The sequence below is a fragment of the Syntrophales bacterium genome (genome assembly GCA_030655775.1).
Lineage (GTDB): Bacteria > Desulfobacterota > Syntrophia > Syntrophales > JADFWA01 > JAUSPI01.
The window spans coordinates 1-5,429 of record JAUSPI010000166.1 but is presented as its reverse complement, the minus strand read 5'-3'; the positions used below and the strand labels follow the sequence as shown (position 1 = coordinate 5,429).

Sequence of the window (5,429 nt, the reverse complement as noted above, 5' to 3'; positions counted from 1 at the left end):
GCATTAGCATGAGTTTTTAGATTTTTAGCCAGGCAATGTCAGCATCCCCAAAATGGTTCTGAGCGTAGAAAACTGACTTTTTACGAACGTGTCAACTTTAGACACTTTAGTTCACTTTACACTCTTAACTAAAGCTTGCTGTTTAAACTGGCACCAACATCTGCGCAAAAAAACGCAGTTTTTGAGAATAAAGACTCTAATTACTATGAAAATGACATCGGTAGACTTTATAAAGAGTGCCAGGGAGCCCTCCCAGTATCCAAAGAGTTTACTTCCTGAGGTGGCCTTTGCCGGCAGATCCAACGTGGGAAAATCTTCGCTTATTAACGTGCTTGTTAATCGAAAAAGGCTTGCCAAAACGAGTACAACCCCCGGAAGGACGAGACTTGTAAATTTTTTTATGATAAACAACCTGCTTTATTTTGTCGACCTTCCCGGTTATGGATATGCCAGGGTGCCCCTTTCTGTGAAAATGGATTGGGGGCCCATGGTGGAGAGATATTTTAGAGAACGGGAGAATTTGCGCCTTGTTATTTTAATCCTTGATGTAAGAAGGGATCCGTCTGAGAACGATCTTTCTCTTCTTGAGTGGTTCCGTTTTTACCGTATTTGTTTTCTTGTCGTCCTGACAAAAATTGACAAACTTTCCAAGAACCAAATAAGGATTCGACAGCAACGCATAAAAGAGATATTAGGATTACCTCTTAATAGTAACATAATTCTATTTTCTGCAAAGACTGGCGAAGGAAAAGGGGCTATCTGGAAAGAGATAGGAAAGTTTACAAGCGCTCAATAATGACAGTCTTGTAAAGCCGGCTTTTAACTAATACATCGATCATGATTCTTGATAAGTTTATGTCAATCATTCTTTGTTTAATAAAATCATCAATCCCGAGGCATTAAAGTTGTTAAAGGACAGTGAAAAAATTGGCGCGGTTATGGTTGTGGGTTCGGGAATAGCAGGAATCCAGGCTTCACTTGATCTTGCAAATTCAGGCATAAAGGTACACCTCGTTGAAAATGATATCAGCATCGGTGGTGTCATGGCTCAGCTCGATAAGACATTTCCTACCAATGACTGTTCTACCTGTATCCTGTCTCCAAAGCTGGTTGAAGCTGGAAGACACCCGAATGTGGAAATCATGACGAGGAGATCGGTAGAATCTGTTGAAGGGGAGCCCGGGCGCTTTAGGGTTAAACTTTCGAAGAGACCACGGTTTGTTGATCTGGATAAATGTACCGGATGTGGTGATTGTGCTGATGTTTGTCCTGTATTGGTTCCAGCAGGTTTTAATGAAAACCTGGATAACAGGAAGGCCATCTACAGGCATTTGCCCCAAGCCATACCGAGTGCTTTTGCCATAGACAAATTGGGGACAGCACCGTGCAAGGCAGCATGTCCGACCCATATCAGCGTACAGGGCTATGTGGCATTAATTGCTGAGGGAAAATACAGGGAGGCGCTCAAGCTTATTAAGAAAGACAATCCGTTCCCAGCCGTATGTGGCAGGGTTTGCCACCATCCTTGTGAGTCGGTCTGTAAAAGAGGAGAGGTGGAGGAACCGATTGCCATTATGCAGTTGAAAAGATTTGTGGCCGACCTCGATCTTTATGATGATACAAAGTATGTTCCGGAAATAAAGGAAAAGAAGAATAAAAAGGTTGCCATAATCGGATCCGGTCCCGCCGGGCTGAGTGCGGCCTATTATCTTGCCATCGAAGGATATCAGGTTACTGTATTTGAGGCCCATCCAATTGCCGGTGGAATGCTCACGGTGGGTATTCCTGAATACCGCCTCCCCAAAGACATCCTCAACGCGGAAATAAAAATCATTGAAGATATGGGCGTTGAAATCAAGCTTAGTACAGAAGTGGGCAAAGACATTGCCATGGGTACACTCATAGATGAGTATGATGCCGTATTTATTGGAGTAGGTTCTCATGTCAGCAGCAAGCTTGACGTTCCCGGAGAAGATCTTGAAGGAGTCGTTCACGGGATCGATTTCCTGAGGAGGGTAAGCCTGGGTGAAGAGGTTTTCTTGGGGGACAGGGTTGCAGTGATCGGTGGTGGAAATGTTGCGATGGATGCCGTCCGTACGGCGCTCAGAACCGGTTCCAGGAATGCTTTTGTGCTCTACAGGAGATCACGTGCCGAGATGCCCGCCTTATCTGAAGAGATTGAAGGAGCTATAGAGGAAGGGGTTAAGATAGAATATCTGGTGGCGCCGGTGAAGATACTTGGCAGGGACGGTAAAGTGGCCGGTGTCGAATGTGTCCGCATGGAGCTGGGCAAACCTGATGAGAGCGGACGCAGACGTCCCGTTCCGATAGAGGGATCAGAATTTACACTCGAAGTCAACACGATTATTCCGGCTATAGGCCAGACAAGTGACCTGTCATTTGTTCCGGAGGAAAGAGGGATTTCTATCAACAGGTGGAACACCTTTGAAGTTGACCCGGTGACCTTTGCTACCAGTGTGGAGGGTATTTTTGCAGGTGGTGATGATGTCACGGGTCCTGCCACTGTGGTTGAGGCCATAAATGCCGGGAAAGAGGCGGCTGTTTCGATAGACCGTTATTTAAAGGGAGAAGATATTAAGGCGGGCAGGGAGAAGGATTGGACTCAGAATGTTGCAGATAAAGCTGATACCGGCGGGATAAAGAAAATTGAAAGATATAGACCGTCAATCCTCGACCCGGAAAAGAGAATAGCTGATTTTAGTGAAGTTGTAAATATTTTGGATGAGGGTGATGCTGTTGGAGAGGCCAAGAGGTGCCTTGCCTGTGGGATATGTTCTGAATGTTACCGATGTGTTGATGTCTGCCTGGCCGATGCCGTCGACCATGAGATGAAAGAGGGGGAAGAAGACATTGAAGTCGGCGCTATTATTGCCGCCCCTGGATTTGAAGTATTTGATGCGAGGTTGAAAGGAGAATACGGATTTGGTCTCTATGATAATGTAGTAACAAGCATACAGTTTGAAAGAATACTATCCGCGTCCGGTCCCTATTTCGGTCATATTAAAAGAATCTCTGATGGCATGCAGCCTAAAAAGATAGCCTTTATCCAGTGCGTGGGTTCGAGAGATATATCCTGCGGAAATAGCTGGTGTTCTTCCGTATGCTGTATGTACGCAACAAAGGAGGCGATTATCGCCAAAGAACATCTCGGGGGGCTTGAAGCCTCGATATTTTATATGGATATCCGCGCCTACGGTAAGGATTTTGACCGGTTTGTTGAAAGGGCCAGGCAGGAGTACGGTGTTAGATATATCAGATCGATACCGTCGACAATTAAGGAGATGCAGCAGACGAAAAATCTTCTTATTACATACATTATGGAAGACGGGACGCTGACTGATGAAGAGTTCGATATGGTAGTCCTCTCAGTAGGGTTAACCCCGCCAAAGGATGCCTCGAAGCTTGCAAAGAGTTTGGGGATAGAGTTGGAGGAACATGGTTTCTGCAAAACCTCTCTCGAAAATCCTGTACAGACCTCCCGTGACGGTGTCTTTGTCTGTGGAGCCTTTGGTGGTCCCAAGGACATCCCTGAAACTATTATGGAAGCGAGCGGCGCCGTAGCATGTGCAGAAGGTCTGCTGGCTTCCCGGCGGGGGACTTTGATTGCGGAAGAAAAAGTTCCTTTGGAAAAAGACCTGAGAGGGATTGGCCCGAGGATCGGTGTTTTTGTCTGCCATTGCGGAATCAATATAGGAGGGGTGGTAGATGTGCCCGCAGTGGTGGAATACACAAAGGCCCTTCCCAATGTGGTTTATGTTGAGGAGAACCTGTTTACCTGTTCCCAGGACACGGCGGTAAAGATGGCTGAGGTAATCAAGGATCATAACCTTACCAGGGTCGTAGTAGCATCCTGTTCTCCCCGGACACATGAAGGTCTTTTTCAGGAAAATTGTGAAAATGCCGGCATGAACAGGCATCTCTTTGAGATGGCAAATATCAGGGATCAGAACTCGTGGGTCCATATGAATGAACCTGAAGCGGCAACGGAGAAGGCAAAGGATCTTGTCCGTATGGCTGTTGCCAAGGCTGAGTATTTAAACCCCTTGACGCCGGGACAGCTTGGGGTCAACAAGAAAACAGTGATTATTGGCGGCGGCCTTGCCGGGATAACGGCTGCCCTTTCTCTTGCTGATCAGGGCTTTGAATCCTATATCATAGAGAAGGAAGAGGAACTGGGTGGAAATTATCGTAAGTTGTACAATACCCTGGAAGGCCTTGATGCCGTTGACCATATGGCTCGACTGCTGAATCGTGTTGAAAAGAGTGATCCGATACATGTTTATACAGGGGCAAAGATAAAAGATATCGAGGGATTTATCGGCAATTACGAGACTACAATTGAAGCCCGGGGAGTCGAGCACCGGTTTGAACATGGTGTGGTCATTGTAGCGACTGGTGCATACGAACTTGATACAGATGAATATCTCTATGGTCAAAATGATAACGTGGTGACTCAGCGTGAGCTTGAAAAGCTCATTCATGAAAAGGATAGAAAGGTTGCCGATGCGAAGAGCGTGGTCATGATACAGTGTGTCGGTTCAAGGAATACCGAGAGGCCGTACTGCAGCAGGTATTGTTGCAGTGAGGCAATAAAAAATGCTCTGAAGATAAAAGAAGCCGATCCGAATAAGGATGTCACCGTCCTTTACAGGGATATCAGGACGTATGGATTTAAAGAGGATTATTATACAAAGGCGCGGGAGGCCAATGTTAAGTTTATCTGCTTTGATGAAGACAGAAAACCCACAGTGAAGGGCGTAGATTCCCAAATTTCCGTAACAGTTTTTGACTCGGTGGTGGGTGAGCCGGTAGAGCTTGAGGCGGACATTCTGGCACTGAGTGTAGGTGTTGCTGCCAATCCTGATAATAATCTTATCGGGAAGATGCTGAAAGTATCGTTGAATCAGGATGGATTCTTCCTCGAGGCCCATGTAAAGTTACGGCCTGTAGATTTTGCGACGGATGGTGTTTTCCTCTGCGGGATGGCCCATTCCCCGAAGATGAGCGGTGAGACCGTCACTCAGGCTAATGCTGCTGTATCCAGGGCGTGTACTATTCTGGCTAAGGATTTTATAGAATCTGAAGGGAAAGTTGCCTATGTAATCAAGGAGAGATGCATGGCCTGCGGACTCTGCGAGGAAAACTGTCCCTTCGCTGCCATAGAGGTGGATGAGAACGAGGGCTGCGCGGTGGTGAACTCAGTACTCTGTAAGGGGTGTGGTGTCTGTACTGCATCGTGCAGGATGAATGCAGTTGATTTGAATGGATTTAATAATGAGGAAATTCTGGCGCAGATAGCTGCCCTGACAGGTTAGAGTCTTTATTTTCAACAACTGCGTTTTTTGTGCAGATGTTGGTACCAGTTCAAACAGCAAGATTTAGTTAAGAGTGTAAAGTGAACTAAAGTG

The 5,429-nt window shown here is 46.3% G+C and carries 2 protein-coding genes and 1 pseudogene; all 3 read left to right on the top strand.

Features of this window, described 5'->3' with window-relative positions; genetic code table 11:
- The first annotated feature begins 205 nt into the window (after nucleotides 1-205).
- The 3 genes and pseudogenes from yihA to Q7J27_09055 all read left to right on the top strand — a co-directional run bounded on the left by yihA (nucleotide 206) and on the right by Q7J27_09055 (nucleotide 5,336).
- Nucleotides 206-796, top strand: a complete 591-nt coding sequence (yihA, locus tag Q7J27_09065) for a ribosome biogenesis GTP-binding protein YihA/YsxC (protein ID MDO9529296.1) — start codon at nucleotides 206-208, stop codon at nucleotides 794-796.
- Nucleotides 797-938: 142 nt separating this feature from the next.
- Nucleotides 939-1,349 (top strand): annotated as a pseudogene (locus Q7J27_09060) (FAD-dependent oxidoreductase).
- On the top strand, nucleotides 1,332-5,336 hold the full coding sequence (locus Q7J27_09055; protein MDO9529295.1) for an NAD(P)-binding protein: 4,005 nt from the start codon (nucleotides 1,332-1,334) through the stop codon (nucleotides 5,334-5,336). The pseudogene Q7J27_09060 and the gene Q7J27_09055 overlap by 18 nt, the downstream one beginning before the upstream one ends.
- Nucleotides 5,337-5,429: the final 93 nt, after the last annotated feature.